The following is a 248-nucleotide window of genomic DNA, read 5'->3' on the forward strand; positions in this document are numbered from 1 at the left end:
GCGGAAGTAGTTCAGTGGTAGAACATCACCTTGCCAAGGTGGGGGTCGCGGGTTCGAATCCCGTCTTCCGCTCCAAGCCAAGCCGGGGTGGCGGAATTGGCAGACGCACAGGACTTAAAATCCTGCGGTGGGTTTCCACCGTGCCGGTTCGAGTCCGGCCCTCGGCACCATAAGCGCCCGTAGCTCAATTGGATAGAGCGTTTGACTACGGATCAAGAGGTTAGGGGTTCGACTCCTCTCGGGCGCGC

Annotated in this window: 3 tRNA genes; all 3 read left to right on the top strand. The window is 60.1% G+C overall.

Annotated elements, in window-relative coordinates:
* Nucleotides 1-75 (top strand) — tRNA-Gly (locus Q1A47_RS20730).
* Nucleotides 76-81: 6 nt separating this feature from the next.
* A tRNA-Leu gene (locus tag Q1A47_RS20735) sits at nucleotides 82-170 on the top strand.
* Nucleotides 171-173: 3 nt separating this feature from the next.
* Nucleotides 174-247, top strand: a tRNA-Arg gene (locus tag Q1A47_RS20740).
* The last annotated feature ends 1 nt before the right edge of the window (nucleotide 248 follow it).

This window comes from uncultured Virgibacillus sp. (assembly GCF_947495635.1).
Taxonomy (GTDB): Bacteria; Bacillota; Bacilli; order Bacillales; family Amphibacillaceae; genus Virgibacillus; species Virgibacillus salarius.